Source organism: Archangium lansingense (genome assembly GCF_026626635.1).
Classification (GTDB): Bacteria; Myxococcota; Myxococcia; order Myxococcales; family Myxococcaceae; genus Archangium; species Archangium lansingense.
The window spans coordinates 11,834,682-11,860,644 of record NZ_JAPNKA010000001.1 but is presented as its reverse complement, the minus strand read 5'-3'; the positions used below and the strand labels follow the sequence as shown (position 1 = coordinate 11,860,644).

Sequence of the window (25,963 nt, the reverse complement as noted above, 5' to 3'; positions counted from 1 at the left end):
TCTCCGCGAGCGGCCGCGCCCTCACGGCATCACGAGCGGGTTGAAGCTCGGGCGGCCAAAGGCTGCGTGGCTCACTTCACCAATGCGCTCGCGAAGTGTCCAGGCGTCCTCCCCCGTTTCCTCGACCCCGTCCCCCGAGGCCACGCGCCGGATGAGCGCCGCCAGCGGGCCCGGCACCGAGCTCGGCACTGAGCCTCGCGAGGGAGCTCCTCCGAGCACCGCGGCCATGCAGCGCGCGCTCATCTTCAGATCGGCTGCGGGCGTGAGCCTCTCCGAGCGAAGGAGGCCCTCGGGGTAGAAGTCCTTGAAGCGGGTGCTCACCGCGCGCAGGGGCGTCCCGATGCGGTCCGCGCAGCTGTACCCCACGAGCCGCACGCCGTGCTCACCGTGTTCGACCAATAGGTGCTGGGGGAGCACCGCGCCATGCACGACTCCCGAGCGGTGGAGGAACGAGAGCGTCTCGAGGATCCGACGCCACATCCAGATGGACACGCGCGGATCGACGCCACCTGGGTACGCGTTGCGCACGGCCTCGAAGGTGTGGACGAAGCTCCCATGCCACCGCAGGGCCATGGCGCGGGAGCCCGCGTGCGGCCCGTCGCGCAGGACACCGCGGGCCACGGGCTGCGGCAGGCGGGTGGTGAAGGTCGCGGCCCCGGCCGCGGTGCTCTGCTGAAGCTCCCCGAGGATGTCCCACTCGTGGTCGAACAGCGGCGCGTCATCCGGGTTGCGGAGCACCTTCAGGAGGACGCGCTCGGTGGGCCACCGCGCCCTCTCCGCGACGTAGACCGTCGAAATCCCACCGCGAGCGACGAGCCTTCCAGGCGCCCAGTGGCTGTCGCCCATGGACCACCAGGCCGTGTAGCCGTGGTTGGACGGCTGGTTCCACGCTTGGAGCGCCTCCCGGAAGCGAGCCGCGGAGACAGCCGTCGGGTCCACCTGCACCGTGGCACCGCAGAAGGTGCAGACGACCGAGCGCGCGAAGCGGCCCGGCGACAGCGGTGCATTGCACTGAGGGCACTTCAGAACTCGCTCGACCATGGCGGGACTCATCCTGGGAGGGGCTTCCGGCGGTGCGGAGCGCGTCGCATGCTAGGCGACATGGCGGGTGCCTTGCCGACCTGTGTCTACATAAACTGTAATCTGGTACTTGAGTTGTAACTTTTCCTGCTTCCAGAATCCTTCAGCCCTGCTAAACATGGAGCTCTAAGAAAACGAGAACTCCATGCGAAACGCCCACCAAGACTTCCTGAATGCCCGCTTCTTCGCCGGACTGGATGGACTGCGGTGCCTGAGCATCGTGGCGGTGGTGGCCTACCACGTGGCGGGGAGCCACCAGGGCCTGATCGGCCGGGGCTACCTGGGCGTGTCGCTCTTCTTCGCGATCAGCGGCTTCCTCATCACCACGCTGCTGCTGCGTGAGCGTGACAAGGCGGGGCACATCTCGCTGCGCGGCTTCTTCGCCCGGCGCGCGCTGCGCATCTTCCCGCTCTACTACGCGGTGCTCGGCCTCTACGCGGTGCTGGTGTTCCTCTCCGAGAAGGACCCGGTGGTGCGCGGAGACTTCTTCTCCAACCTGCCGGCCTTCCTCACCTATACGTCCAACTGGTTCGTCCCGCCGGCCGCGGACAAGCGCGTCATCTTCTACTTCGCCTGGTCGCTGGCCACCGAGGAGCAGTTCTACCTGCTCTGGCCGCTCGTCATGGCCCTGTCGAGGCGCACCTGGATGCCGGTGCTCTTCATGGCCGGGCTGCTCGGGGTGTCGTTGTTCGCGCCGTGGGCCGTGTCGGCGGGGTTTCTGGATGCGAGCCAGCTCGGGGGGCGCGTGCTCACCAGCGTCTCCGCGTCCATCTGCATGGGGTGCCTGGCCGCGCACCTGACGCACTCGCCGAAGGGGTTTGCCTGGGTGGCCCGAGTGCTGGGCCAGGCGTGGAGCGTGCCGCTCATGGTGGTGCTGCTGGCCGGCGTCGTGGTGTGGCACGAGGCGCCCAATGGGCTCATCTCGCTGGTGATGACGGCGCTGGTGGTGGCCACCTGCATTCGTCCGGAGCAGCCGCTGGCGCCGGTGCTGGGCCACGCGTGGGTTCGCTACGTGGGCACGGTCAGCTACGGCGTCTACCTGATGCACATGCTTGCCCTCAACCTGGTGCGGAGGGTGGTGCCGGGGCAGGGCGTGGCCGTCTACTTCGTGCTGACGCTGCTGGTGAGCGTGGCGGTGGCCACGCTGAGCCACCGCTACTTCGAGAGCTGGTTCATCAAGCTCAAGGGCCGCTTCGACTGGCGCGAGCAGCCCCAGAGCGCCCCAGAGCCGCGCCGTCCGCGGGCTCCCCAGCCGGCCTCGCGTGAGCCCGGCTCGCTGGTGGGAGTGAGCGTCGAGGCCTGAGTCAGCGCTTGGGCTTCTTCTTCGGCGCGGGCTTGGACTTCTCCGGCTTGTCCTCGGGCAGGCGCGGGCCGGAGGCGAGGTCGAACTCGTAGGTGCCTCCGAGCAGCACTCGGAACTGGTAGATGCTCGAGAGGTCCGGCGTCACCGCGATGCCGGCGACGGCCTCCAGCACCAGTCCGGGGGACACCTCGTGGCGCACCACGGGGATGATCTCCACCTGGTTGGCGTTGTTCGTCCACACCGGGGTGATGGCTGGCTCGAAGTAGCGGCGGCCGATGATCTCCAGGCCCACCAGGGTGAAGTTGTCGAGGTTGTACGTCCCCGCCAGGCCGAGCTGGACGGCATCCGGGACGTCGAAGTCCGGGAGCGCGCCGCGGTCACGCGTTCCTTGGTGGAGGTAGCTCGCGTTGAGCATGAAGCGCAGGTCCTTGCTCACCCGCAGCTCGCCGACGAGCGTCCCCTCGTAGTCCCACGTGCCGTCGGAGAGGCTCGGAGGAATGGCGTCCTGATCGCTGGGCCCGGTGGGGAAGGTGACGCGCGCGTAGGCCGCGAGGGCAAAGGGGCGGGTCTCCAGGAACGTCCACTGCAGGCCGAGGGGGATGTCACCGAAGGCGATCTCGAAGTCGTTCTGGCCGGGCATGCCGAGCCCGAGGACCTCGAAGTAGACGTTGGCCTCCAGGTTGTCGAGGATGCCCCACCGGATGCTCGGGGAGACCTGGTGGTAGGGGAGGGACTTGTCGGAGTCGAGGGCGAAGAAGCCCTGGTAGCGCAGACCGAGCTCCATGTTCCCGCTGCGCGTTGTCTCCGCGGTGCGGGTCACCATGGCCCGGTAGGGTTTGGCCCACGCCGCGGGGGCGAGGAGGGACACGGCAGCAACGAGGGCGAGGATCGATGGCCGAGCAATCATGCGGCGGGACACTAGAGGACCCGCACGCATGGAGGAACCGGCTTCGTGTTCTCCCCCGTTGGCTACGGCCCCCCGTCCTTCGCAGGGGCCGCGGGCGCACCGTTGTTGCCGGAATTTTCGGTGATGGCGTCCTCGCCTTCGACCAGCGCCTTGTCCTCGCGCATGAACTCTCGGGACACCTGCTCCACGTCCTCGGGCTTCAGGCCGGTGAGCACCGCGCTCGCCGCCTTGGTGCGCGTGACGAGCGCCGTCTCGCCCAGCGCCCCGTGGATGCGCATCAGCGCGATGTGAATCTCCGGGTCGAACGGATCCGCCGCCAGGGCCTCCAGGTAGGCCTGCTTGGCCTTCGGGTAGTCCTTGCGGAACAGCAGGATGCGGCCCAGGTGCACGTTGGTGCTCGGCGAGCCCGGGTGCACGCGCAGTGAGCCGCGCAGCACCTCCTCCGCCTCGTCCAGCCGCCGCAGCTCCAGCAGCGCCAGCGCGTACTTGTTGGACACGGACTCGTACTTGTCGCCCACCAGCTTGTGCGCCTTGGCGTACTCCTCCGTTGCCGCCTTGATGCGGTTGCGCTCGCGCATCAGCTCGCCCAGGTGCGCGAACTTGCGCGCCGGTACCTCCGTCACCTCCGCGAAGTCCCCGAAGGAGATCTCCCGCCCCTTCTTCTTCTCGTCCTGGTCCTTCGCGTTCTCCTTCAGCACCACCTTCTCGGGCGGCAGCAGCTCCTTGGGGAAGGGCTGCTTGCGGATGTGCGCCAGCCAGTTCTTCTCGAACTGGGCGAAGGGCATCCCCGTGGCTGCCTCCACCGCCTTCCGGTCCGGCTTGCCATCGCGCAGGCCGAGGATGATCTCCCGCAGGCCCTTGTTGCCCTGCGTCTCGTACACGTAGTCGATGGCGTAGTAGACCTCGGCGAAGGCCGTGGCCGCGTCCTCGGCCGTGGGCAGCATGGCGATGGACGGGTGCATCTTCTCGAAGGGGATGAGCTTGTCCTCCTTCACCCGCCTCCCCAGCAGCGCCTGCGTCGAGGGCGTCATCGCCAGCCCCGGCGCGCCGCGCCAGCGCGACTCCAGGAACTTGGCCAGCCCCTCGTGCAGCCAGATGGGCACCGTGTTGTGGCTCATCTGGCTCACCACCAGGTGGATGTACTCGTGCGCCAGCGTGTCCTGCCAGTCGTAGCCCCTCGCCACCGCCTTGGGGCTCGTCACCATCAGCTTGTTGAACTTGCAGATGGCGATGGTGCCCGTCGTTTGAATCTGCTGGTACGTGAGGGTGCTCACCTTCGACAGCTCGCGCGCGTTGTTCACCACCTCCACGCGAATCTTTCCCCCCGGCGGCTGGTGCCCCAGGTCCGCGGCCAGCGCCCGGTGGATGGACTCCAGCGTCTCTAGCGCGTACGGCACCAGCACCTCGTCCTTCCCCTTCGGGTAGAAGAAGATGAAGTGCTCGCTCTCCGCGCGCGCGTAGCTCTTCACGATGGCCCGCGTGTCCTTCGCCAGCCTCAGGTAGCTGCCCGGCTTGTCCTCGATGTTGGCCGCCTGCAGCAGCTCGATGGCCTCCTCGTAGCGGCCCTCCTCGAAGGCCACCCGGCCCTGGAAGTATTTGAGCGGCTCGGCGTCCTCCGGGACGATTCCCTCCAGCGCTTGCAGCTCCCGGCGCGCCGTCGGCACGTCCCAGCCGTCCAGCGCTGCTTCCACCTTCCCCAGTCGCTCCTTGGCTTCCGCCTTCTGCGCGTCCTGGGCCCACGCGGGGGCCATGGTGAGGAGCACGGCCAGAGACAGCAGCACGGTGAGGAAACCCGAGGTGCCCGATACCCTCACCCCGACCCTCTCCCGGGGGGCGAGGGAGTGGCTGGTGGAGGGAGTGGCGGGATGGGGGGAAGTGATGGGGGTCTGGGTCATCACTTCACCAGCTCCTCGTAGTAGCGCTTCACCTGGTCCTGGTACTTCTCCGGCGTCCCTTCCTTCATCGCGTCCAGCAGGTCCTTCCGGAACTCCTTCGGCGCCTGGTAGGCCTCCTCGTCCGGAATCTCCACCTTGTCGCGTGGATCCCTCCCGTTGCCCTGCTGCCGGCCCATTCCCATCGGCAACGGCAGCCCGCGTCCCTTGCCCTTCCCCTGCTGCTGGCTCTCCTTCATCTGCTGCTGGAACTGCTTCAAGCCCTCCAGCGCCGCCTGCTGCTCGCCGTAGCCCCGGTTCGCGTCCTTGCCCTGCATCCGCTGCGCCGCCTCGCCCATCCGCCGGCCAATCTCATCCATCTGATCTCCCGCCTCCTGGCCGAAGATGGGCGCCATCTGCTCCATGTCCTGCATCTGCTGGCGCAGCTCCTTCGCCTTCTGCTCCAGCGACTGCTGCTGCTGCGCCAGTTGCTGCAGCTGCTGCTTCTCCTGCGGTCCCATTTGCGAGCCCGGCGGCGGGAAGAGTGACTGCAGCTTGCGGTTCGCGTCCTCCACCGCCTTCGCGTCCTTCTCCAACTGCTCGGCCAGCTTCGCCGACTGCTTTCGTACGTCCTCCGGGTTGCCGTACAGCTCGTCCAGCGCGCGCTGCTGCTCCCCGTAGCTCGCCAGCTGCTGCGCCGCCTCCGAGGCCCGCTGCGTCGCCTCCGCCGCCAGGTCGAAGTCATCCACCTTCAGCGCGTTCCTCGCGTTCTCCAGCTCCGCCTGGGCCTCCTCCAGCGAACGCGAGGCCCGGCTGTTGATCTCCTCGGGCCGCAGCGCCTGGTAGTTCTTCTGCACCTGCTCGAGTTGCTGCTGCAGCTCGTCCTTCATCGCCCGGCCCTTCTCCGCCAGCCGCTCCTTGTTCTGCTGCCGCGCCTGGTCTCGCAGCGCCTTGGTGGCGTCCGCCACGCGCTGCTGCTCCTGCGCCGTCTTCTGCAGCTCGTTCATGAACTCGCCGAACTTCTGCGCCAGCTCCGGGTATTGCTCGTTGCCGAACTCGTCCTGCGCCTCGTTCAGGCCGTTGAGCATCTCGTCCATCTGCATGGACAGCTCCTGCAGCTTCGCGAGCGCCTCGTCCGTCTTGCCCTCCCGCATGAGCCGCTCCACCTCATCCAGCGCGCTCTGCATGTCCTGGTCCTTCATCATCTCCTGAAGGGCCTCGGCGTTGAGGTGCTCGTCCCGGATGCCCTGGCGCATCTCCGACATGCGCTGCATCAGCTCCTGGATGCGGTTGCGCACCTGTTGAATCTGCTGCATCACCTGCTCGCGCACCTGCTCATCCGGGTTCTGCTTGTACTGCTCGATGAGGCTGGCCAGCTCACGCCGCTCGGAGGCGAGCTGTTTGGCCAGCTCCTGGAGCGCCTCCAGCTTCTGCCGGTCCAGCAGCGACTCCAGGTAGAGGATGTCCTTCTCCAGCTCGGCGATCTCCTCTTCCACCAGCACGCCCAGGCGGGCCCCGGTGCCGAAGTCGTCGCCCGTGCGGCGCTGCTGGGTGCGCAGGTAGATGCGGCGCAGGTCCGCCGTGGCGCGCACCTTCTGGCCCAGCGTCTGGGCGACGTTGGCGAGTGCGGCGACGAGCTCGGCGGGGTTGTCCCGCTCGCGGCTCAGCTCCTGCGCGAGTGCACGCATGTCCGTCACCAGCGTCTGGCCGCTGGCGTCCACCGACTGCGCCGCCGTCACCTTCTGCACGTCCTTCGTCCTGTCCCGGTCCGGGCCCTCCATCCGGTCCGCCAGGTGGTCCACCATGCGGCCCCAGATGGCCTCGGCCTTCTGCAGGGCGGCGCGGCGGTGCTCGGCGGCGCTGTAGACGCGCAGCACCTGGGTGCGGCTCACGCCCCGCTTGGGGCCCTCCACCGCGTCGTTGTCCTTCGCCTCCACGTAGTAGGAGATGCGGTCTCCCGCCTCCACCTTCAGCGAGCCCAGGTTCCACTTATAGGTGCCCTTGTCTCGCCGGCCATCCTCGCGGGGCAGCGGAATGCGCGTCTCCTCCTTCGCGCCCGGCGTGCGGAAGACGAGCGCCAGGCCGTTGAGGCCGTAGTCGTCACTGGCCTCGTACTTGAGCGTCACCTCCTGGCCCGGGTCGATCTCGATTTCCGTCGCGGGCGTGAGCAGGGTCACCTGAGGCGGGGTGTCCGCCTCCACGTTGAGCGGGGTGTCCGGGCCGGTGGCAATCGCCTTGCGGCCCGTGCCGTAGAAGACGAAGTGGTAGTGGCCGCTCTTTTTCGTCACGAAGGTGCCGGTGAGCTCGCGCTTGTCGTTGACGGTGAGCGGGAGCGTCTCGCCATTGACGACAATCTCCGCGCGCTCCACTTCCCGGTCCGAGCGCGTCTTGAGCTGCACCTCGGTGCCGGCCGGGGCGCTCACCTCGCCATTGGTGCCTGGCACGGTGCGCTGGGCAAGCCCCGTGTAGGCCGGGTAGCGGTACGTCAGCTCGATGTCGCCGGTGATGGGCTCGCGCTGCTCGGCCACCGTCGTCCGCCCCGAGGCCGCGAGCGCCTTGTCCAACCCCGCGCGCCACGAGGAGCCGGCCAGGCCCAGCACCACCACCAGCGCGAGCGCCACGCCACCCACCACCAGTCCCGTGTGTTTGAGCCGGGTGGAGTCCACCACCGTGCCCGCGTCCACCTGCCTGGCGCGCAGGTCCATCTGCCGCAGGAAGGCCTCCGCGAGCTCCGCCGAGTGCTGGGGCTGGTGGCCACGCTCGCGCGACAGCTCCACCGCGGCGAGCACATCCAGGGACAGCTCGGGCTGGCGCTCGCCGATGAGGCGTGCGGTGCGCAGGTCATCGCCCACGGTGCGCAGGGCGAGTCCCACCCCGAAGGCACACGCCACGAGCGTGCCCACCACCGGGGACAGCAGCATCACCCAGCGGCCGGCCGCGGGGGCGACGAGTGCCAGGAAGCCGCCGGCCACGGCGAGCACGAGCAGGGTGGCCATGCCCAGCAGTGTGCCCTGGAGCCAGAGCTGGCGGCGCTGGCGGGTCCGAACCGCGGCGAGCAGCTGCTCCACGCCGGGCGAGCGCGGCTCGGCCCTGGGCTCCGGTGGCGGAGCGGGTGGCTGCGGGGGAGGCGGAGGCGGGAGCTCCGCGCCTGGAGTCTGCGGGGATTCGAGGTTCACGCTGTCAGGTCCGCTCGGTCGCGTAGCAACCCATGGCCGGGCTGCCTATTTCCCAAATCTGTAGCAGGCCCGAGCGCGCGGCGCGTCCCCCCTGCTTCAGGGGGGGTTGCTTCCGGTCCCGGGTGTCCGCCGGTGGAAGCTTGAAGGCTCACCAGGAGACAGCGAGGGTTCAGCGGCTGGCGCTCTTCTGGGAGCCCGCCTCGCCGCCCTCTGCCGCCGGCGCGTGCCCCTCGTCCCTGGGCGTGGCCATGCCGGTGCCGTCGGCCGGGGGCGGCTCACCGGCGCCCAGCTCCTCGGCGAGCGCCATCAGCACGTCCTGGGCGTTCGTCAGCCGGGCTTTCGACATGCGGGAGATGGCCCGCTGCACGGCGTGCTCCACGGTGCCTTCGGAGGGCACGTCCAAGGCACGGCCCGCATCGGTGAGCGCGAAGAGCGCCTTGCGCCCATCGAGCGGATCCGACTTGCGCTCCAGCAGCCCGCGCTTCTCCATGCGCTTGAGCACACCCGTCAGCGTGCTGGGGTGGACGTGCATGATGTGCGCGAGCCGGCCCGCGGTGATGCCAGGGAAGCGGCCCACCAGCCGGAGCACCAGCCGCTGCGGGCCTGTCAGCCCCAGCGTGGCCTCCATGCGCTTGGAGGTGGACTGCAGGCCATGATCCACGGCCCACAGCAACCTCATGAACTCCAACACTTCGCCAAGTGGAGGCCCTTTGGACTTGTCCTGAGTGGACGTCTCGGTGGCCTCATCGATGGGCTTCATCTCTACAGTGTCCCCCAAATTCTACCTTCCTGTCGCCTGCTCCATCTGGGACAGGTAGTACATTCCGGCCTGACCTGCCTGGAAAATCAATTGCTTGGCAACCCAGGGCGGGCTAGGGCGCGCGCGTTCCCACCAAGGGAGGGGTCAGGCCTTTGTTTGATGCCATACTTTCGTCGATTCCCGAGCCAGATGCCAGGACTGCCGCGCGGTGCCAGGAACTGCTGGACGCGAAGACGAAGCCGCGAGGGAGCCTGGGGAGGCTGGAGGAGCTGGCCTGCCGGTTCGCCGCGCTGACGGGCAAGCCGGTGCCGCCGCTGCCGGCGAAGGCGGTGGTGGTGATGGCGGCGGACCACGGGGTGGTGGAGGAGGGGGTGAGCGCGTACCCGGCGGAGGTGACGGGGCAGATGGTGGCGAACTTCGCTCGGGGCGGGGCGGCCATCAACGTGCTGGCAAGACAGGTGGGGGCCCGGGTGGAGGTGGTGGACGTGGGGGTGCGCTACCCGGTGGAGGGGTTGGAGGGGGTGAAGGTGCGGCGGGTAGGGCCGGGGACGGCGAACTTCACGCGGGGCCCGGCGATGACGCGCGAGCAGGCGGAGGCCGCGCTGGCGGTGGGCGTGGAGGTGGCGCAGCGGTTGGCGGACGAGGGGGTGGGGCTGGTGGGGCTGGGGGAGATGGGGATTGGCAACACGACGGCGTCGAGCGCGCTGACGTGCGTCTTCACGGGGCTCCCGCCCGAGGTGGTGGTGGGGCGGGGGACGGGGGTGGACGACGCGGGCCTGGCGCGCAAGGTGGAGGCGGTGCGGCGCGGGCTGGAGGTGAACCGGCCGGAGGCGGCGCGGCCACTGGAGGCGCTGGCGAAGGTGGGGGGCTTCGAGCTGGCGGGGTTGGCGGGCGTGGCACTGGGCGCGGCGTCGAGGCGGGTGCCGGTGATGATGGATGGCTTCATCGCCTCGGTGGCGGGGCTGGTGGCGGCGCGGCTGTGCCCCCGGGTGACGCCGTACCTGCTGGCGAGTCACCTCTCGGTGGAGGTGGGTCACGCACGGGTGCTGGAGCAGCTGGGGCAGCGGCCGCTGCTGGACCTGGGGCTGAGGCTGGGCGAGGGCAGTGGCGCGGCGCTGGCCTTCGGCCTGGTGGACGCGGCGCTGCGGGTGCTGCACGAGATGGCGACGTTCACCGGGGCGGGCGTGACGGACATTCCGCCTCCGGTGCGCTGAGGCGGGGGAGCTGGGAAGCAGGGTGGGACAAGGGTGCGTCAGGTTGTCGCGTTGACCCGGGCATCGAGGGATGCGAAGCGGGGGAGAACGAGGTCCCCCATGTTGAAGACCCCCATCGGCCGTTTCCGTGCTGTTGCCCTGCTCGAGGGCCTCTCCTTCGTCCTGCTCCTCTTCATCGCCATGCCGCTGAAGTACCTCGCCGGCATGCCCCTGGGGGTGAAGCTGGTGGGCTGGGCGCACGGGATGCTGTTCGTGCTCTACCTCCTGTTTCTCGCGGAGGCCGCCGCGGCGCACCGCTGGTCACTCGTGCGCATCGTGGGCGCGTTCCTCGCGTCGCTGGTGCCCTTCGGGACGTTCGTGCTCGACGCGCGGCTGCGCCGTGAAGAGCAGGCCCCCTCGGAGCCGGCCGCGAGCTGAGGCTCAGATGGCGAAGTCGCCGAGGAACACCTTGGCCATGCGCACGTCCGCGTGGACATGGTCGCCCTCGACGACACCCAGGTCGTCGAACTCGGCGCGGGGCACTTCGACGGTGACCGTCTCCCCAGAAGGCAGCTTGAGCAGCACCTTCACGTAGCCGCCCACGGACTTCAGCCGCTCGACCCGGCCCGTGGTGAGCTCGTTGCTTCCATTCGCGGACCTGGCGAGCTTGATGTCATGGGGGCGGACGAAGGCCTGGACCGCCTCGCCCTCTTGGGCGCTCTGGGGGGCATCCACCACGAGCGAGCCCACCTCGGCCCGGCCCGAGCGGACGCGCCCGCGCAGGACACTGGTGCCACCCACGAAGGAGGCGACGAACGGCGTGGTGGGCCGGTCATAAATCTCTTCAGGCGGTCCGGCCTGGGCCACGCGCCCGTCGGAGAGCACCACCACGTGCTGGGAAATTTCGAGCGCCTCCTCCTGGTCATGGGTGACGAGCAGGGTGGTGACGCCCGTCTGCTCATGCAGGGACTGGAGCCACTCGCGCAGCTCGATGCGCACGCGACTGTCGAGCGCACCGAAGGGCTCGTCTAGCAGCAGCAGCTTGGGCCGGATGGCGAGCGCCCGCGCGAACGCCACTCGCTGCCGCTGTCCGCCGGAGAGCTGTCCGGGGTAGCGCTTGCCCAGCTCCTCCAACTGCACGAGCCGCAGCATCTCGTCCACGCGCGCTTCGATGTCGGCGCGGGGCAGCCGGCGCGTCTCCAGCCCGAAGGCGATGTTCTGCCGCACCGTCATGTGCTTGAAGAGGGCGTAGCTCTGGAAGACGACCCCGATGCCCCGCTTCTGCACGGGCAGGTGGGTGCAGTCCACGCCCTCGATGCGCACGGAACCCGAGTCCGGCAGCTCCAGGCCCGCGATGAGGCGCAGCAGGGTGGACTTGCCGGCGCCCGAGGGCCCGAGCAGGGTGGTGATGGCAGCGGACGGAGCGTGGAAGGACACCTCCGAGACGGCGGGTGTGCCCCCGGCGGTGAAGCGCTTGGTGAGTTGCTCGACGATGACGCTCATGAGGGCTCTGCCTTCCACTCGACGTACTTCTTGACGGCCAGGGTCACCAGCGCGAGCACCGTGAGCAGCGAGGCCACGGCGAAGGCACCGGCGAGGTTGTACTCGTTGTAGAGAATCTCCGCGTGCAGCGGCAGGGTGTTGGTCACCCCGCGCACGTGCCCGGAGACGACGGACACGGCGCCGAACTCGCCCATCGCGCGTGCGTTGCACAGCAGCACGCCGTAGAGCACGCCCCACTTCACCTTGGGCAGCGTGATACTCAGGAAGGTGCGCCAGCCGCTCGCACCCAGCGACAGGGCGGCCTCCTCCTCGTCGTGTCCCTGCGCCTGCATGACAGGCAGCACCTCGCGCACGACGAAGGGGAACGTCACGAACACCGTGGCCAGCACGATGCCCGGGACGGCGAAGATGATCTGAATGTCGTGCTCGGCCAGCCACGGCCCCAGCCACCCCTGCCTGCCGAAGAGCAGCACGAAGACGAGCCCCGCGATGACGGGCGAGACGCTGAAGGGCAGATCGATGAGCGTGAGGAGCACGTCCCGGCCGGGAAAGCGGAAGCGGGCGATGAGCCACGCGGCGGCGAGCCCGAAGACCAGGTTGAGGGGCACGGCGATGGCGGCGGCCAGCAGCGTGAGGCGGATGGCACTCCAGGCCTCGGGCTCCAGGATGGCGGCGAAGTAGGCACCCACGCCCTTCTGCAGGGCGTAGGTGAAGACGGCCACCAGCGGCACGACGAGGAAGAAGCCGAGGAAGGCGAGCGCCACTGCGATGAGCAGCCAGCGCACGGGCGCGGGGCCCGAGACGAGGCGGCGGTTGCGGCGCGGGGAGTGCGAGGTGGGGTGCATGACGCTTCTATCCGGGCCGGGCCTCGAACCGACGGTGGGTCCAGCGCTGCAGCAGGTTGACGGCGAGCAGCAGCGAGAACGAGGCCGCGAGCATCACCCCGGCGATGGCCGTGGCGCCGGCGTAGTCGTACTGCTCCAGCCGGGTGATGATGAGCAGCGGGGCTATCTCCGTCTTCATGGGCATGTTGCCGGAGATGAAGACGACGGAGCCGTACTCACCGATGGCGCGGGCGAAGGAGAGGGTGAATCCGCTGAGCAGGGCGGGCAGCACGCTGGGGAAGAGGACGCGGGTGAACACCTGCCAGGGCGTGGCGCCGAGCGTGGCGGCGGCCTCCTCCACGTCCGCGTCGATGTCCTCGAGCACGGGCTGGACGGTGCGCACCACGAAGGGCAGCCCGATGAAGGTGAGCGCCACGACGATGCCCACGGGTGTGAAGGCCACCTGGAAGCCGAGCGCCTCCAGGTGTTGCCCGTACCACCCGTTGCGCGAGTACAGCGTGGTGAGCGTCAGCCCGGCCACGGCGGTGGGCAGGGCGAAGGGCAGGTCCACCAGCGCGTCCACGAGCCCCTTGCCCGGGAAGCGGTAGCGCACCAGCACCCAGGCGACCAGCAGGCCGAAGACGGCGTTGAGCAGTGCGGCGAGGAAGGCCGCTCCGAAGCTGAGCCGGTACGCGGCCAGCACGCGGGGGGAGGCGACCGTCTCCCAGAACTGCGCCCAGGTGAGGGTGAAGGTCTTGAGGAAGAGTCCGGACAGGGGCAGGAGGACGATGAGGCCCAGGTACAACCAGCTGAGCCCCATGGTCAGTCCGAAGCCCGGCAGGACGCGGCGTCGTGCGCTGCTGTGCATGGCGTGCGCGGCTCCGGACTACTGCGCCTTGGGGACGTAGAGCTGGTCAAAGGCTCCGCCGTCGTCGAAGTGCTTCTTCTGCGCCTGCTTCCAGCCGCCGAATACCTCGTCGATGGTGAAGAGGCTCACCGCGGGGAAGCGGCTGGCGTGCTTCGCGGCCACCGTCTGCGAGCGGGGCCGGTAGTGGTGCTTCGCGGCGAGCTCCTGGCCCTCCTCGGAGTAGAGGTACTGCAGGTAGGCCTCGGCCGCGGCGCGGGTCCCCTTGCGGTCCACGTTCCGGTCCACCAGGGCCACGGGCGGCTCGGCGAGGATGCTCACCGAGGGGACGATGATCTCGAACTTGTCCTTGCCCACTTCCTCGGTGAGCAGGAAGGCCTCGTTCTCCCAGGCGATGAGCACGTCGCCCAGGCCTCGCTCGGCGAAGGTGGTGGTGGCGCCGCGTGCGCCCGAGTCCAGCACCGGCACGTTCTTGAAGAGGTTGGAGATGAACTCCCGCGCCTTCGCCTCGTCACCGCCGTTCTTGCGCAGCGCGTAGCCCCAGGCAGCCAGGTAGTTCCAGCGCGCTCCGCCAGACGTCTTCGGGTTGGGGGTGATGATGGCCACGTCGCCGCGCAGCAGGTCCTCCCAGTCGCGGATGGCCTTGGGGTTGCCCTTGCGCACCACGAAGACGATGGTGGACGTGTACGGCGAGCTGTTGTTCGGCAGCCGCGCCTGCCAGCCCTCGGGGATGAGCTGGCCCTTGTCGTGGATCATGTCGATGTCGTACGCGAGCGCCAGCGTCACCACGTCCGCGTCCAGCCCGTCGATGACGGCGCGCGCCTGCTTGCCGGAGCCGCCGTGGGACTGCTTGATGACGATCTTCGTCCCATTCTTCGCCTCCCACTGCTTCGCGAAGGCGGCGTTGAGCTCCGTGTAGAGCTCGCGCGTGGGGTCATACGAGACGTTGAGCAGGGTGATGGGCTCGGCCTGCGCGGCCCCCGGCTTCGAGCAGCCACCCAGCGCGGGCACGGCGGACAGCAGCAGCGACAGCAGGGCGGCGGTGAGCTTGCGGGTGGACGGCGACTTCATTGGGTACCTCGGTGCAGGCGAGGGCGGCGACCCCTGAAATTCAAAAGCCCACCGTCCCTCACGGGGTGGTGGGCTCTTCAAGAGATCGCGGCCGTCAGCCTTCAGGCTTCTGGCGAGCGAGCACCCACCCCCGGAGACCGGCGGCAACACACCTTCATGTGCAGGGGTCGGGGGGCGGGCATGAACGGCTCATAAACTGCCCGCCGCACCTCCGTTTGTCAAGCAGAGTGTCCGTTATAGCGGATGGGTGCCCAAAGGTGCGTCTCACCGATTATCGTGTTGCCCCCGGATTCCAGGACCTGGAAGGGGGCCGTGCATGGCGGACAGGAAGCAGAACCTCGGGCGCGAGCGGGTGCTCGACTTCTCCACCCTGGAGGAGCCGAAGGATTCTCCCTAGCACTACGCGCGCTTCCTCCATGAGCTGGTGGAGACGCTGATCTCCGGTGGCATCAAGGTCCGCGTGCTCGTGCTGGACGAGGAGGGCGTCACGCTGAAGCAGGCCCGGACGGCACAGCGAGGCCGTCCGGCGCCGCGGGCTCAGGGGCGCCGAGGGTGGGGGAGCCGCCTACTGGTGCTGACCTTCGCGCTGGGGTTGGTGGCGGGGCGGCTGGTGCCCTGGGAAGGGGTGGATGCGGCCCTGGTCCGAGCGGCTGCTGCCGTCTGGTCGGGGGTGTCGGCTCGGGTAGGTTCCGGCCCCTGACGTCGAGCGCTGGTGCCATTGGCTCGAAAACGTGGCAAGAGGCGCGCTCCCCATGAGGCGCCTGTTTGCCGGCATCGCATTTCTCAGCCGCATCCCCGTGCCTGGGGCGGCCACGTTCGACGCGGCGGACGTGGGCCGTGCGACGTTGCTCTTCCCGCTGGTGGGGATGCTGCTCGGGGGGTTGTTGGTGCTCGCGCGCCACGCGCTCTACCCAGCGCTGCCGCCCCTGGTGGCCTCTTTCCTATTGCTGGCCTTGGGGGCGCTGCTCACGGGAGCGCTGCACCTGGATGGCCTGGCGGACATGGCGGATGGTTTCGGAGGTGGGCGCACAAAGGAGGATGTGCTGCGCATCATGCGCGACCACCTCATTGGGGCGTACGGGGCGGTGGCGTTGCTGCTGGTGGTGGGGCTGAAGGCGAGCGCCCTGGCGTCCCTGCTCGAGCGGGGACAGGCGGACGTGGCGCTGGTGGTGGCGCCGACGCTGGGCCGGTGGACCTCGGTCTGCGCGGGACGGTTCCTGCCGTACGCGCGCCGCGCGGGGGGGCTGGGGTCCGCGATTACGGACTATGTGGGGTGGACGGAGTTCGTGGGGGCAACGTTGCTGGCATTTGGGGTGGTGGGGGGGCTGCTCGGGTGGCGGGGAGGCGTGATAATCGGAGGGGTAGCGGTGGTGTCGGCGATCCAGGGCGCCTGGTGCATGCAACGGATTGGGGGGATTACGGGAGACACGATGGGAGCGAACACGGAAGTAAACGAGACGTTGGTGTTCGTGGTGCTGCTCGGGCTGGGGGAGGGGTGATGGACTGGCGGCAGCCAAAGGGTGTGACACGGATGGTGCTGGTGCGACACGGACAGCCCGTGGAGGAGATGCGGGGCCGGTGCTACGGGCGGCTGGACGTGGGGTTGTCCTCCACGGGCCGGTTGCAGGCCGAGCGCGCCGCGCGTTTCCTGGCCGAGGCGCCCCTGTTGCGCATCTACACGAGCCCCCGTCAGCGGGCCCTGGAGAGCGCGGCGCCCCTGGCGGAGTTGAAGGCGATGTCGGTGGACACGGAGGCGGCGTTCCGGGAGATCGACTTCGGTCTCTTCGAGGGGCTCAGCTACGAGGAGGCGGAGAAGCGCTACCCGGAGGTGTACTCGGAGTGGATGGCGCATCCGACGCGGGTGCGCTTCCCGGAGGGGGAGAGCTACCCGGAGATGCGCGAGCGGGTGCTGTCGGCGGGCCGGTTGCTGCGGACGCGACATGCGGGCGAGACGTTCGTGCTGGTGTCGCACGGCGGGGTGAACCGGACGCTGCTGGCTGAGGCGCTGGGCATGCCGGACGCGAACCTGTTCCGACTGGAGCAGGGGTACGCGTCGGTGAACATCATCGACTTCTATGGGGACGAGCCCATCGTGAAGCTGATGAACGTGACGTTCGGCTAGGGCGAGGCCCCCGGTGTGGGTGGGGGTAATTCCGTGGTGGGGCAGGAAGTCGGATAGGCTGGCCTTTCATGGAAGCCGCCGCCCCCCGCGTACCGCACTCCGCGCGCCTGCTGCAGGAGTACCTGGATCAGGACGTCGTCCCGCGCGAGATGGCCATCGCGCGCTTCATGCGTGGGATGATGTTGCTGGGCTGTACGGCCTCGCTGCTGCTCATCGGGGTGATTGGTTGGGGCCTGGGGCTGAGCCTCGCGGGGCTGACGGGGGCCCTGGGCATCTACTACACGCTCATGCTGCGGGCGCTGCGGCAGGACGGCTTCCACCCCGCGATGCAGTGGGTGGACAGCGCCGTCACCGTGTCCATCCCGGCGGTGGCCTGCGCCATCGACGCGTACTTCCATGATGCCGTGTACGCGCTCACCACGCCGCCGGCGCTCGCCTGGGGCGCGCTCATCGTGGTGTGCGCGCTGCGGGCCGGCAAGCGGCTGGCCTACGCGGCGGCGTTGCTCGCGGCCCTGGAGTACATGGCGCTGTACCTGCTGGTGCTCCAACCCCGGCTCCCACCCGAGCCCCTGAGCACCCTGACGTTCCCCATGGTCCTGCTGCGCTGCGTGTTCCTCTTCGCCTACGGGCCGCTGACGGCGACGCTGGCTGGCCTCATCGTGAGCAAGGCCGAGGCCGCGCTGCGCGCCATCCGTGAGAAGGACGTGATGGGGAAGTACTTCCTCCACGAGCGGCTGGGCGTGGGCGGCATGGCCGAGGTGTTCCGCGCCACCTACAGCCCCGAGGGTGGCTTCGAGAAGCAGGTGGCCATCAAGCGCATCCTCCCGGCGTACGCGGACAACGAGGAGTTCCTCGGGCTGTTCCGGCGCGAGGCGGAGCTGGGCTCGCTGCTCATCCACCCCAACATCGTTCAGGTGCTCGACCTGGGGCGGCACCAGGGCACGGTCTTCCTCGCCATGGAGTTCGTGGACGGCATGCCGATGAGCTCGTTGCTGCGGCGCGTGTACTGGAAGCGGTTGCCTCCGGCGGCGGTGGCCTATATCGGCGTGGAGGTCGCCGCGGCGCTGGCCTACATGCACGGCCGCACGGGCCCCAAGGGCGAGCCGCTGGGACTGGTGCACCGGGACCTCAACCCGCCCAACATCCTGCTGTCGCGCATCGGCGAGGTGAAACTGTCGGATTTCGGCATCGCGCGCGCGGCCAATCAGCTCTCCCTCACCCAGGCCCAGACGGTGCGCGGCAAGGCGGGCTACATGGCGCCGGAGCAGGCCTACGGCAAACCCCTGGATGGCCGGGCGGACCTCTTCGCGCTGGGCCTCACCCTCCACGAGGCCCTCACCGGCGAGCGCGTCCTGCAGGGTGAGAACGAGGCGGAGCTGATGGTCGCCTCCACCCGTCAGCAGCTTCTGCCGCCCTCCCAGTCCGTGCCCGGCATTTCGCCCGCGCTGGACGCCATCATCATGGGACTGCTCCAACAGGACCGGGAGCAGCGCATCCCCTCGGGCGAGGCGCTGCAGAGCCAGTTGATGTCGCTCACCGGCCCGGAAGCGCCCTATCCCCATGGACGGCAGCAGCTCATCGAGGCCATGCGAGAGGCCACGACCCTGACCTCCGCGCCCGCCCAGCCCCTCCAGCTCACGCCCGACATGGCCCTCACCGAGCAGGCCGACGCGCTCCAGTTGCCTCGCGAATCCAGCGGGTGAGGGACTCGCGGGAGAGAGGATGCCCGGGGACGACGGGCACCCTGCCTCCCCACGCACTCAGTGCTTCGCCACCGAGCCGGTGACGTGGACCTCGTCCATTCTCACCGGCACCTTCTCCACCTTCAGCGTCGTGGGGCCCTGCAGCGTCAGGTACGGCTTGAGCTTCAGGAACTGCTTCTTGCCGAAGCCCTTCACCCGCACCAACTCCTCGATGCGCTTGAAGGCCCGCTTCTCTCGCCAGGTGACGATGCGTTGCGCGGCCTTCTCGCCCACGCCCGGCAGCAGATCCAACTGCGCCACCGTCGCCTCGTTCAGGTTCACCACCCCCGTGTACTGCGCCCGCGTCTTCGCCTGAGCCGCCTCCGTGCTCGCGGGCAGCAGCATCAGCCCCAGGACCGCGGCCACCAGCATCCCCGTCACCCGCCCGCTCACGAGTGCCCCCCCACCGGCAGCGAGTCCAGCCCGCCCTCCATCCCGTAGCGCCCGCCACCCCCCGCCTGCACCGTGTCCTTCTTGTCCCCCGCCTCGCGCACGTGCAGCTTCCCATCCAGCGGCAACACATCCAGCAGCACGTTGAGCGAGCCATCCTTGTTCACGAAGGCGCTCCCCGCACGCACCCAGATGCTCCCGCCCTTGCCCTCGCGGATGGAGAACACCGCCAACCGCTTCCCCGCCGTCAGCATCTCGACCACCTTTGTCCTTCTCCTTCGCGCCTCCATGGCGCGGTTGTCTGGCGCACAGAGCAGGTGCCGTGCCAGCGGTGTCTCCCTCTGAGCGCGCTCGCGCAGGGCGTACAGCCTCGCCTCATGTGTCCAGTTCACAGGACGGGCACGGAGGCCCAGTGCAGGGGAGAACCCGAGGCACTCGATACCCTCACCCTGTCCCTCTCCCGGAGGGCGAGGGGTAGTCGCTCAGCGTGATTGCTCGGAGTGGTTGCTCAGCGTGGTTTCTCGGAGTGGTTGCTCGGGGTGCACCTCCACCGCGGCTGTCCTCCCCTCCCTCACCGGCCAAGGGGGACTGGCCCGGATCTCCCTCCATGCACACCCTCTGCTTTACCCCCCTCGTGTGCTGGAGGGTCGTCCCGTGCACCTGAAGTTCTCTGCCCTCGCTTCTCAATTCCTCGATGACCCTCACTCCGTGCGACACGCGGTGCGGTGGCCGGTGCTGGTGTGGGAGGCACCTCCCATGGGCGTGCGTCCCCTCTTCACCCGGAGCACCATGACGGGCCTCTCGCTGCGCCGGCCCACGCTCGCCGAGCCTCTCGTGCTCGAGGTGCGCAAGCGTCCACAGGGAGTCACCACCCCGGTGGCGGGCGTCACCCTGGGCCGTACACCGGACAACGACATCATCGTCGAGGACCCCACGGTCTCGCGGGTGCACGCCACCTTCAGTGAAGAGAAGCACACGGGTGTCTGGTACCTCGCCGACAAGGGCAGCCACAACGGCACCTGGCACAACGGCACGCTGCTGATTCCCGGCCGGCCCACGCCGCTGTTCGACCGGGCCTCGCTGCGCTTCGGGGATGTGCTGGCCACCTTCCTCGACTTCTCCGCCTTCAACCGGTTCATCCTCGACTGGCTGGAGCGTCACTCCCGCGCCGCCCGGACAACGTCCGTCGCCGAGGGTGGCTTGACGCGCGGGAATTGAGCCCCTAGGAAGGGCCTGCCCTTGGGTGCCCATGCCGGGCCTTCAAGAGGGAAGCCGGTGCGAGTCCGGCGCGGTCCCGCCACTGTGATCGGGCAGCCCTGAGGTCAGGGCAGGGGTCCTCGGAAGTCGCCACTCCGGCCTTGCCACCGGGGGAAGGCGGAGGAGCCCCTTCTGAAAGGCGCGCGGTGCGCCTCGGCCAGAGTCCGACAGCCAGGAGACCTGCCCAGGGGTGTGGGCGCGAGCTGCCCGCGTTGGCCTTCTCTCTTCGACGGAGAGAGCGGAAGGCGGGTTCATGCGGCGGTTGCACCTCGCCGGGCGGTTGCTCTGCCTGGCGCTCAGCACGAGCGGTTCCGCGCTGGCGCAGCAGGCGGCGGAGCCTCCCCAGGAGACGCCGGCCCAAGACACCGGGGCCAAGGACACGGGGACCCAGGACGCGCCCGAGGGCGAGCCGTTTCGCGTCCCCACCGTCGAGGTGGAGGAGAAGGCTGTCGCTCCCGAGCCTCCGGACTCCGCGTCGAGGAGAGACCCGAGCGGCGCCCTCACCGTCATCCGCGTGGACGAGTTCGGCGGAGCGGCCCGGGACACCGCGGCGATGCTGTCCACCGCTCCGGGCGTCACGCTGCAGGACGTAGGAGGCTACGGGCAGAGCAAGAGCCTCGTGGTGCGCGGTGCGTCCTCCAACGGGACGCTGGTGCTGCTCGATGGGATTCCTCTCAACGGAGCGGGTGGCATCGCGGACCTGTCGCGCGTGCCCGCGGCGATGGCCGAGCGCTTCGAGGTGCTGCGCGGCGGTGCTGGCGCGCGCTACGGCTCGGGAGGGCTGGGTGGTGCCATCAACATCATCACCCGCCGCCCTGGCCCGGACGCACGTGTGGCGGGTGAGCTCTCCTATGGGAGCTGGGACACGGCGCTCGGGTGGCTGTCCGCCTCGGGGCCGCTCGCGGGCGGGGAGGCGTTGGTGCTCGTCCATGGAGGCACCTCCAGCGGGCGCTTCCCCTACCTCTTCGATCCGAGCCCTACGCTGCCCGGGGACGCGCTCATCGAGCAGAAGCGCACGAACAACGATGCACGTGGGGCAGGGGGCCTGTTGCGGCTGCGGCGCGAGCTGGGCCGGGGTTTCTCCGCGGACCTGCTGGGTGAGCTGTCCTTCGACGAGCGGGGCCTCGCGGGCACCGCGCAGAACCCGAGCGAGGACGCGCGGCAGTCGGGAGGGCGCGGCTCGGCGAGCCTGCGGGTGATGGGCACGTTGCCGGGCGGTGTGCGGATGAACGCGCGCGCGTACTTCCGGCGGGACGAGGTGGCGCTGTCAGGTGGGCCCTGGAGCCAGTCCGAGCCGCAGGTGCAGCAGTTGGGCGGGGTGGAGCTGGAGGGGCAGGTGTTGCTGGGCGGGTGGCACGCGCTGTCCGCGCTGGTGAGCGTGGGCGGTGAGGGCGTGACCGCCGCGGAGACGGCCGAGGCCTCCGAGGGAGACCCGGCGTGGCTGCGCGCGAGCGTGATGCTCATGGACGAGCTGCTGCTGTGGGACGAGCGGCTCATCGTCGCGCCCTCGCTCCGAGTGGAGCAGGCGGGACCGTACACACTGCTGTCTCCGAAGGTGGGCGTCACCCTGGAGCTGCCCTCTGACTTCGAGCTGCGTGCCAATGCCGGCCGGGCCCACCGCGCGCCCTCCTTCCTGGAGCTGTACGTGCGCCAGGGCACGCTGCTGCCCAACCCGGACCTGCGCCCCGAGAGCGCCCTATATGCGGACGCGGCGGTGGTGCACCGCACAGAGGAGTCCCTCGCCTCGGTGGGCGGCTTCGTCAGCCTCTACGAGGACCTCATCTCCTATGAGGCCTACCCGCCCGGCGCCGCGAAGCCGTACAACTTCGCCAATGCGCGAGTGCTGGGCCTCGAGGCCGAGGGCGAGTGGCGTCCGCACCCGCTGATCTCCGGTACCTTCAGCTACACGCTCACCGTGTCGAGCGACCTGCAGCGGGATGGGCGCTTCTACCTGCGCGAGCTGCCGTACCGGCCCCGGCACAAGCTCGCGGCGCGGGTGATGGGCGGACCCCGGTGGCTCACGGGTCGCATGGAGGTGGTGGCTCAGTCGGCCCATGCCCTCACCCGGGATGGCTCCATGTCGCTGCCCGGGCGCGCCTTTGTCCATGCCGGCCTGTCCAGCACCCTCGGCTCGCGCCCGGAGTTCACGGTCTCCTGCGAGGTGAAGAACCTCTTCGATGCACGCGCCGAGGACTTCGTCGGCTACCCGCTCCCCGGCCGCGCCGTGTACCTGTCGGTGTCGGGGGCTTTCTCCGGGACGGATTCTCCATGATGAAAGACCCTCACCCCAACCCTCTCCCAAAGGGAGAGGGGGCATTCACGGTTGTGTTCCTGGTGACGCTGTCCCTGCTGCTGACGGGCTGCCCGGATGAGGGCCCGCTTTGTTCCGAGGGTCAGTCCCGCTGTGGCGACACGTGCGTGGACCTCTCCAGCACCTCGTCCCACTGTGGGGCGTGCGGCGTGGCCTGTGACTCCACGGAGGTGTGTGTCGAGGGCGGTTGTCAGTGCCGCTCGGGTGCCACGCTGTGCGGGGGGGAGTGCGTCGTCACCGCGTCGGACCCCGCTCATTGCGGTGGCTGCGCGGGAGCAGGAGGCACGACCTGCGCTTCGGATCAGGTGTGCGAGCAAGGTGAGTGCAAGGCGGCTTGCTCCCTCGCGTCCTCCGAGCGCTGTGACCGTTCGTGTGTGGACCTGGACACGGATGCCTTCAACTGCGGGGCCTGCGGCAACGTGTGTGCGGACTCGCGGAGCTGCCGGGGCGGCACCTGCACCTATGATCTCATCGCCGCGTGCTTCAACACCGGGCAGGTGGTGGGCATCCAGGTGGGGCCGGATGTGAAGGGGCCCTCGGTGGCGGTGGGGACCAGCCCCCAGACCGTCGCGCGCATGCAGGACGTGCTGCTGGTGCTGGATGCGTCCATGCGGCTCCTCCAGGCCCGGCTCTCCGACTATGGCGAGCTGCCCGCTCGCAACTCTACTGGCCTGGTTCCCAATCACCTTCTTGTCCAGGACCCCTATGTCTTCGTCCTCAACTCCACGAGCAACACGCTGCAGGTGCTCCGGCGAGACGGGGAGCCCGCGGGGGGTCCCGGTCCGCGCTTCCCCGAGGGCATCACGCTCACCAACGTGGGCAGCGTGAACTTCGGCGCGAACACCAACCCGTATGGCTTCACGTTGCAGGGCTCGGACGTGTACGTCACGCTGCTGGGCAATTTGCAGACGGACGTGTCCGCGGGCGGCAAGGTGGTCCGAGTCTCGGTGGCCGACCCCAGCGCTCCCGCCATCACAGACACCTTCGAGCTGCCCACGGGCGAGGCCCTGAAGCCTTTCCCGGGCCACACCTCCGTTCCCTCGCCCGCGGGCATCAGCACGCACCAGGGCCGGGTGTACGCCGCCCTCGGCAACCTGGATCCCCAGAACTTCTCTGTCGGAGGTCCCGGCTTGCTGGCCCGCATCGACCCCGCCTCCCGCGAGGTGGACCTGCTCGAGCTCGGCGAGGGCTGCCTCAACCCGTTCTGGGTCGTCCCCGTGGGGGAGCGGTTGCTCGTGAGCTGCAGCGGCGCGGCGACCTATGACCGCAACTTCAACCTCATCGACGTGCAGGGGACGGGGCTGGTGCTGCTCGGCGCAGATGGCGGCGTGGTGGCCTCGTTCGCGCTGCGGTGCCCGCAGGGGACCTCGTGCCCGCTTCCCTCCGCGGGGCGGTTCGCCGTGGTGGGCAACCGCGCCTATGTGGGTGACAACAACGCGGGTCGTCTCTTCGTCGTCGAGGTGGTGGGCGACTCGCTCGTGGAGCGGCGCGGGCTGGGTCCTGGTGCCGAGCCCCCCATCCCCGCCTGTTCACGCGGCAATGGCCCCTCTCTCGTCGGTGATGTCGTCGCGATTCCCTGAGCCTCTCATGAAGACCCGTCTCGCTCCGTTTATCCTGCTCGCCGCGCTGTGCCTCGTCACCACCGCACATGCGGCTCCTCCCAAGGGTGGCCCTCGCTTCCTGGGCCCCAAGCCCCCCGAGAAGGTGAAGCGCGTGGTGACGCTCGCTCCCTCGCTCACGGAGGCGGTGATTGCCCTGGGGGCGGGGAGCACGCTGGTGGGCGTCTCCCGTTTCGATGAGGCGAAGGAAGTAGCCGGACTGCCCCGAGTGGGGGGCTTCGTCGACCCGTCCGTCGAGGCCGTGGTGGCGCTCAAGCCGGACCTCGTGCTCGTGCAGCCGGGGCCGGGCAACCAGCGGCCGGTGGAGAAGATGGCGGAGATTGGCGTGCCCGTACTGTTGCTGCCCCTGCACACCGTGGCCGATACCCTGGCGGCCCTGCGCGCGGTGGGAGGGGCACTCGGGAAGGAGAAGGAGGCCGGCGCCCTCATCCAGAGCATCGAGTCCACCCGGGCCCGCATCCGGGAGACAGCCAAGACGCTGAAGCCGCCCCGAGTGCTGTTTGCCTATGGCTTCGAGCCCCTCGTTGTCGCCGGGCCTGGCTCCTTCGCGGACGAGCTGCTGCGCGACGCGGGAGCCATCAACGTGGCGGCGGACGCGGGCTCGGCGTACCCCGTGTATTCCGTCGAGCGGGCGTTGCGTGCACGGCCGGACGTGGTGGTGGATGCCGCGGATGTGGACGTGGGCAAGGACAAGCTCGCCGTGCTTCCGGGGCTCTCGCAGGCGCGGTGGGTGCAGGTGCCGTCCCTGGCGTTGCTGCAGCCGGGGCCCTCGCTGGGCCGGGGGCTGGAGGAGCTGTTCTGGCTGTTGCACCCCTCCGCGAAGCCCGATGCGGGTACTGTGCGCTGACCGTGTATGTCCCCTCTCCCTCTGGGAGAGGGCTAGGGTGAGGGTCGTAGGTGATGGATGCGTGAGAGAGGAAAAGGGGTGAAGGGCTTCACTCTGGCTCGGGTGTTCGGGCTCGGCGGGGCGTTTCTCGTCGTGCTGCTTGGCGCTTTCCTCCTGGCCATCCTCTTCGGTGATCAGTCCATCCCCTTCTCCGCTGTCTTTGGTGACCCCAGCTCCATCGACACCGCCATCTTCTGGTCCCTCCGCCTGCCGCGTGCCCTGCTGGCGGCGATCATCGGCGCGGGACTGGCCGCCTCCGGAGCCACGTTGCAGGGCGTGCTGCGCAACCCGCTGGCGGACCCTTTCGTCCTCGGCGTCTCCGGCGGCGCGGCGCTCGGGGCCACTCTTGCCCTGGCCCTGGGGTTCGCCACCGTGGGCGAGGTGGCTTCAGGCCTCGGGGGCGGGCTCGAACGCATCTCCGCTCCGGCCCTGTTCGCCTTCTTTGGGGCCGTGGCGGCCACGCTCTTCGTGCTCGCCGCCAGTCAGGGCCAGGGAGGCCGCGCGCCCTATGCCGCGCTCCTCACGGGCGTCATCTTCAACGCCTTCGCTTCCGCTGCCATCACTCTCGTCAAGACGCTCTCCGACCCGGATCGGCTGGGGGAGCTCCTCTATTGGCTCGCTGGGGCCCTCGGCTACGAGAACATGGGCACGCTCCTCTTGTCCGCGCTCCTCCAGGCCGTGGCCATCGGTGTGATGATGGCTCTCTCGGGGCGGCTCAACCTGCTTACGCTGGGGGATGAGGACGCGGCGTCGCTCGGCGTGTCCGTGGCCCGGACGCGGCGGTGGTTGCTGCTCGCCGCGAGCGCCAGCGTGGCGGGAGCCGTGGTGCTCTCGGGGCTCATCGGCTTCGTGGGGCTCATCGTGCCCCACCTGCTGCGATTGGCCTTCGGGCCGGACCAGCGGCAGCTCGTACCGCTCTCGGCGCTTGGGGGCGCGGCGTTCCTCATGCTTTCGGATCTGCTGGCGCGGTTGGCCATCCCGCTGTTCGGGGGCGAGCCTCCCGTGGGGACCGTCACGGCATTGCTCGGCGGACCGCTGTTCCTCGCGCTCCTGTACCGGCGCGGACGGCTCACGGTGGCCTGA

At 69.4% G+C, this 25,963-nt stretch carries 23 protein-coding genes and 1 riboswitch; of the genes, 12 read left to right on the top strand and 11 right to left on the bottom strand.

What is annotated here, in order from left to right:
• Nucleotides 1-21: 21 nt before the first annotated feature.
• Nucleotides 22-1,041, bottom strand: a complete 1,020-nt coding sequence (locus tag OV287_RS47345; protein ID WP_267540661.1) for a serine/threonine-protein kinase — start codon at nt 1,039-1,041, stop codon at nt 22-24.
• 184 nt (nt 1,042-1,225) lie between these two features.
• Here OV287_RS47345 and OV287_RS47340 point away from each other — a divergent pair, with 184 nt between their 5' ends.
• Complete coding sequence (locus OV287_RS47340; protein ID WP_267540660.1) at nt 1,226-2,383, top strand: acyltransferase family protein; 1,158 nt, start codon at nt 1,226-1,228, stop codon at nt 2,381-2,383.
• A 1-nt stretch (nt 2,384) separates the two neighbouring features.
• Here the strand turns inward: OV287_RS47340 and OV287_RS47335 are convergent, their stop codons facing one another.
• From OV287_RS47335 to OV287_RS47320, 4 genes are all read right to left on the bottom strand, one after another.
• A complete protein-coding gene (locus tag OV287_RS47335) occupies nt 2,385-3,290 on the bottom strand; it encodes a transporter (protein WP_267540659.1) in 906 nt (301 codons plus the stop codon).
• A gap of 62 nt (nt 3,291-3,352) precedes the next feature.
• Complete coding sequence (locus OV287_RS47330; RefSeq protein ID WP_267542564.1) at nt 3,353-5,041, bottom strand: peptidase MA family metallohydrolase; 1,689 nt, start codon at nt 5,039-5,041, stop codon at nt 3,353-3,355.
• Nucleotides 5,042-5,184: 143 nt separating this feature from the next.
• Nucleotides 5,185-8,337, bottom strand: coding sequence for a DUF4175 family protein (locus tag OV287_RS47325; protein WP_267540658.1), 3,153 nt, complete (start codon nt 8,335-8,337; stop codon nt 5,185-5,187).
• Between the two features lie 169 nt (nt 8,338-8,506).
• Complete coding sequence (locus OV287_RS47320) at nt 8,507-9,097, bottom strand: MarR family winged helix-turn-helix transcriptional regulator (RefSeq protein ID WP_267540657.1); 591 nt, start codon at nt 9,095-9,097, stop codon at nt 8,507-8,509.
• Nucleotides 9,098-9,249: 152 nt separating this feature from the next.
• On the opposite strand from OV287_RS47320, the gene cobT reads away from it, so the two are divergent.
• Nucleotides 9,250-10,311, top strand: coding sequence for a nicotinate-nucleotide--dimethylbenzimidazole phosphoribosyltransferase (gene cobT / locus OV287_RS47315; protein WP_267540656.1), 1,062 nt, complete (start codon nt 9,250-9,252; stop codon nt 10,309-10,311).
• Nucleotides 10,312-10,410: 99 nt separating this feature from the next.
• The gene (locus OV287_RS47310; RefSeq protein ID WP_267540655.1) at nt 10,411-10,728 is read left to right on the top strand and encodes a DUF3817 domain-containing protein; all 318 of its coding nucleotides are present in this window, start codon (nt 10,411-10,413) and stop codon (nt 10,726-10,728) included.
• Between the two features lie 3 nt (nt 10,729-10,731).
• Here the strand turns inward: OV287_RS47310 and OV287_RS47305 are convergent, their stop codons facing one another.
• From OV287_RS47305 to OV287_RS47290, 4 genes are read right to left on the bottom strand one after another with little or no spacing between them, the layout of a single operon-like run.
• Entirely contained in the window at nt 10,732-11,793 is a 1,062-nt protein-coding gene (locus tag OV287_RS47305) for a sulfate/molybdate ABC transporter ATP-binding protein (protein ID WP_267540654.1), read from the bottom strand.
• Nucleotides 11,790-12,638 (bottom strand): sulfate ABC transporter permease subunit CysW, encoded by an 849-nt coding sequence (gene cysW / locus OV287_RS47300; protein WP_267540653.1) that lies wholly within the window; start codon nt 12,636-12,638, stop codon nt 11,790-11,792. The genes OV287_RS47305 and cysW overlap by 4 nt, the downstream gene beginning before the upstream one ends.
• Before the next feature lie 7 nt (nt 12,639-12,645).
• Nucleotides 12,646-13,485, bottom strand: coding sequence for a sulfate ABC transporter permease subunit CysT (cysT, locus tag OV287_RS47295; protein ID WP_267540652.1), 840 nt, complete (start codon nt 13,483-13,485; stop codon nt 12,646-12,648).
• A gap of 18 nt (nt 13,486-13,503) precedes the next feature.
• A complete protein-coding gene (locus OV287_RS47290; RefSeq protein ID WP_267540651.1) occupies nt 13,504-14,553 on the bottom strand; it encodes a sulfate ABC transporter substrate-binding protein in 1,050 nt (349 codons plus the stop codon).
• A gap of 424 nt (nt 14,554-14,977) precedes the next feature.
• Between OV287_RS47290 and OV287_RS47285 the strand changes: the two genes are divergently transcribed.
• The 4 genes from OV287_RS47285 to OV287_RS47270 all read left to right on the top strand — a co-directional run bounded on the left by OV287_RS47285 (nt 14,978) and on the right by OV287_RS47270 (nt 18,378).
• A complete protein-coding gene (locus OV287_RS47285; protein WP_267540650.1) occupies nt 14,978-15,253 on the top strand; it encodes a hypothetical protein in 276 nt (91 codons plus the stop codon).
• 52 nt (nt 15,254-15,305) lie between these two features.
• On the top strand, nt 15,306-16,052 hold the full coding sequence (gene cobS, locus OV287_RS47280) for an adenosylcobinamide-GDP ribazoletransferase (RefSeq protein WP_267540649.1): 747 nt from the start codon (nt 15,306-15,308) through the stop codon (nt 16,050-16,052).
• Nucleotides 16,052-16,675 carry a histidine phosphatase family protein gene (locus tag OV287_RS47275; protein WP_267540648.1) on the top strand — a complete coding sequence of 208 codons (624 nt, stop codon included), beginning with the start codon at nt 16,052-16,054 and terminating at the stop codon, nt 16,673-16,675. The genes cobS and OV287_RS47275 overlap by 1 nt, the downstream gene beginning before the upstream one ends.
• A gap of 68 nt (nt 16,676-16,743) precedes the next feature.
• A complete protein-coding gene (locus tag OV287_RS47270; RefSeq protein ID WP_267540647.1) occupies nt 16,744-18,378 on the top strand; it encodes a serine/threonine-protein kinase in 1,635 nt (544 codons plus the stop codon).
• Between the two features lie 57 nt (nt 18,379-18,435).
• Here OV287_RS47270 and OV287_RS47265 read toward each other — a convergent pair whose 3' ends face one another.
• A complete protein-coding gene (locus OV287_RS47265) occupies nt 18,436-18,810 on the bottom strand; it encodes a ComEA family DNA-binding protein (RefSeq protein WP_267540646.1) in 375 nt (124 codons plus the stop codon).
• Complete coding sequence (locus OV287_RS47260; RefSeq protein WP_267540645.1) at nt 18,807-19,199, bottom strand: hypothetical protein; 393 nt, start codon at nt 19,197-19,199, stop codon at nt 18,807-18,809. Before OV287_RS47260 ends, OV287_RS47265 begins: the two co-directional genes overlap by 4 nt.
• A 262-nt stretch (nt 19,200-19,461) precedes the next feature.
• On the opposite strand from OV287_RS47260, the gene OV287_RS47255 reads away from it, so the two are divergent.
• The 5 genes from OV287_RS47255 (at nt 19,462) to OV287_RS47235 (ending at nt 25,963) form a co-directional block, all read left to right on the top strand.
• Entirely contained in the window at nt 19,462-20,025 is a 564-nt protein-coding gene (locus tag OV287_RS47255; protein WP_267540644.1) for an FHA domain-containing protein, read from the top strand.
• A gap of 6 nt (nt 20,026-20,031) precedes the next feature.
• A riboswitch (cobalamin riboswitch) is annotated at nt 20,032-20,266 on the top strand.
• Nucleotides 20,267-20,317: 51 nt separating this feature from the next.
• On the top strand, nt 20,318-22,336 hold the full coding sequence (locus tag OV287_RS47250) for a TonB-dependent receptor plug domain-containing protein (RefSeq protein WP_267540643.1): 2,019 nt from the start codon (nt 20,318-20,320) through the stop codon (nt 22,334-22,336).
• Complete coding sequence (locus tag OV287_RS47245) at nt 22,333-23,955, top strand: MXAN_6577-like cysteine-rich protein (protein ID WP_267540642.1); 1,623 nt, start codon at nt 22,333-22,335, stop codon at nt 23,953-23,955. The genes OV287_RS47250 and OV287_RS47245 overlap by 4 nt, the downstream gene beginning before the upstream one ends.
• A 7-nt stretch (nt 23,956-23,962) precedes the next feature.
• Nucleotides 23,963-24,841, top strand: a complete 879-nt coding sequence (locus tag OV287_RS47240; protein WP_267540641.1) for an ABC transporter substrate-binding protein — start codon at nt 23,963-23,965, stop codon at nt 24,839-24,841.
• Between the two features lie 78 nt (nt 24,842-24,919).
• A complete protein-coding gene (locus OV287_RS47235; RefSeq protein WP_267540640.1) occupies nt 24,920-25,963 on the top strand; it encodes a FecCD family ABC transporter permease in 1,044 nt (347 codons plus the stop codon).

Excerpts from the sequence above, each read along its gene's own strand:
- OV287_RS47270 (WP_267540647.1), top strand. The coding sequence starts at position 16,744 with ATGGAAGCCGCCGCCCCCCGCGTACCGCACTCCGCGCGCCTGCTGCAG.
- cobS (WP_267540649.1), top strand. The coding sequence starts at position 15,306 with ATGAGGCGCCTGTTTGCCGGCATCGCATTTCTCAGCCGCATCCCCGTG.
- OV287_RS47310 (WP_267540655.1), top strand. The coding sequence starts at position 10,411 with ATGTTGAAGACCCCCATCGGCCGTTTCCGTGCTGTTGCCCTGCTCGAG.
- OV287_RS47340 (WP_267540660.1), top strand. The coding sequence starts at position 1,226 with ATGCGAAACGCCCACCAAGACTTCCTGAATGCCCGCTTCTTCGCCGGA.
- cysT (WP_267540652.1), bottom strand. The coding sequence starts at position 13,485 with ATGCACAGCAGCGCACGACGCCGCGTCCTGCCGGGCTTCGGACTGACC.
- OV287_RS47320 (WP_267540657.1), bottom strand. The coding sequence starts at position 9,097 with ATGAAGCCCATCGATGAGGCCACCGAGACGTCCACTCAGGACAAGTCC.
- OV287_RS47275 (WP_267540648.1), top strand. The coding sequence starts at position 16,052 with ATGGACTGGCGGCAGCCAAAGGGTGTGACACGGATGGTGCTGGTGCGA.
- cysW (WP_267540653.1), bottom strand. The coding sequence starts at position 12,638 with ATGCACCCCACCTCGCACTCCCCGCGCCGCAACCGCCGCCTCGTCTCG.
- OV287_RS47250 (WP_267540643.1), top strand. The coding sequence starts at position 20,318 with ATGCGGCGGTTGCACCTCGCCGGGCGGTTGCTCTGCCTGGCGCTCAGC.
- OV287_RS47305 (WP_267540654.1), bottom strand. The coding sequence starts at position 11,793 with ATGAGCGTCATCGTCGAGCAACTCACCAAGCGCTTCACCGCCGGGGGC.
- OV287_RS47335 (WP_267540659.1), bottom strand. The coding sequence starts at position 3,290 with ATGATTGCTCGGCCATCGATCCTCGCCCTCGTTGCTGCCGTGTCCCTC.
- OV287_RS47240 (WP_267540641.1), top strand. The coding sequence starts at position 23,963 with ATGAAGACCCGTCTCGCTCCGTTTATCCTGCTCGCCGCGCTGTGCCTC.
- OV287_RS47345 (WP_267540661.1), bottom strand. The coding sequence starts at position 1,041 with ATGGTCGAGCGAGTTCTGAAGTGCCCTCAGTGCAATGCACCGCTGTCG.
- OV287_RS47290 (WP_267540651.1), bottom strand. The coding sequence starts at position 14,553 with ATGAAGTCGCCGTCCACCCGCAAGCTCACCGCCGCCCTGCTGTCGCTG.
- OV287_RS47330 (WP_267542564.1), bottom strand. The coding sequence starts at position 5,041 with ATGGCCCCCGCGTGGGCCCAGGACGCGCAGAAGGCGGAAGCCAAGGAG.
- OV287_RS47245 (WP_267540642.1), top strand. The coding sequence starts at position 22,333 with ATGATGAAAGACCCTCACCCCAACCCTCTCCCAAAGGGAGAGGGGGCA.